This window comes from Oxobacter pfennigii (assembly GCF_001317355.1).
GTDB lineage: Bacteria > Bacillota > Clostridia > Clostridiales > Oxobacteraceae > Oxobacter > Oxobacter pfennigii.
The window spans coordinates 1-1358 of the sequence record NZ_LKET01000050.1 but is presented as its reverse complement, the minus strand read 5'-3'; the positions used below and the strand labels follow the sequence as shown (position 1 = coordinate 1358).

Sequence of the window (1358 nt, the reverse complement as noted above, 5' to 3'; positions counted from 1 at the left end):
CGATTGCCAATGTAGCAGAAAATACCACTGTAACGTTACCCGCAGCGCCAACGAAAACCGGATACAGATTTGATGGCTGGTATACCGACGATGGAACCTTTGCCAATGAATTTACTGAATCGACTCCGGTGACAAGTAATTTGACGGTGTATGCCAAATGGATAAGGCGTTCATCCGGTAGCGGAAGCTCCAATTCCTCAGCAACTCCGTCTGCACCGCCCACAACTATTACAGGGGACGTCAGAGACGGAAGCACCGGGAGCACCGTATCCAATATAACAGCTGCCGTTACCAGGGACAGCAATAACCGGCTGACCCTAACCATGCAGGCATCCCAGATCGTCGTTGCCAAGAAGCCCGGCGGTACAGCAGCGCCCTTAATCGATGCGTCAAAGGTCGCCATAACCGGCGAAGCAGGGGTTCCGCTCACTGTTTCGGCCAATGGAACAATTCAGGTTTCGGGCCTGCCCCAAGGCACAGACCACAGCTATAACATCAGCTATGATTTTGGGAACGGCCGGAAAATCACCATCGGCACCATGGAGATCAAGGTTGATAAATCTGGCAAGGTCGAGCTTAATGTTACCTTAATTGACCCCTATGGGGTTATAACGGACGGAGCAACCGGAAAAGTAATTGCCGGAGTTAAAGTAACCCTTTACTATGCCGACACAGCCAGAAACAAAGCAGAGGGAAAAACCCCAGGAGCTCTTGTAGAGCTTCCTATCCTTGAAGGCTTTAAGCCAAACGACAATAAAAATCCTCAAACCAGCGATTCAGACGGTGCCTATGCTTTCATGGTATTCCCGACTACGGATTACTACCTTGCAGCCGTCAAAGACGGATATGAAGAATACAAGAGCCCCACTATCAGCGTAGAACAGGAAATCGTAAAATGGGATATTCAAATGGTGGAATCCGTAACAGGAGTAGACAGGCTGGCAGGCTTAACCCGAGTCGATACGGCTCTTGAGATTGCCAAAGCAAGCTTCACAGGAAAGCTAAGCCATGTTGTCTTAGCCACCGCTGACAATTATCCGGATGCCCTGGCAGGAAGCGTGCTGGCTTACCAGCTGAATGCCCCGGTACTCTTAGTGGGAAGCACAGCCTCAGACCAGGAAAAGGTTATAGAGTATTTAAAGAGCAGCTTGGATAAGACAGGGGAAGTTTATATCTTAGGAGGTACGGCGGTTGTTAGTACGGATATGGAAGCAAAAATAGCAGCAAGTGGTTTCAGCCGTATCACCAGGCTTGCCGGAACAGACCGCTATGAAACGGCGGTTAAAATAGCTGAACGCTTAGAAGTCAAGACCGGAACTCCGGTAATCCTGGCTTACGGAGAAAGCTATCCGGATGCG

Annotated in this window: 1 protein-coding gene; it reads left to right on the top strand. The window is 49.8% G+C overall.

Features of this window, described 5'->3' with window-relative positions; genetic code table 11:
- The coding region (locus OXPF_RS17200; protein ID WP_160317256.1) for a cell wall-binding repeat-containing protein at positions 1–1358 on the top strand (1358 nt) is incomplete at both ends.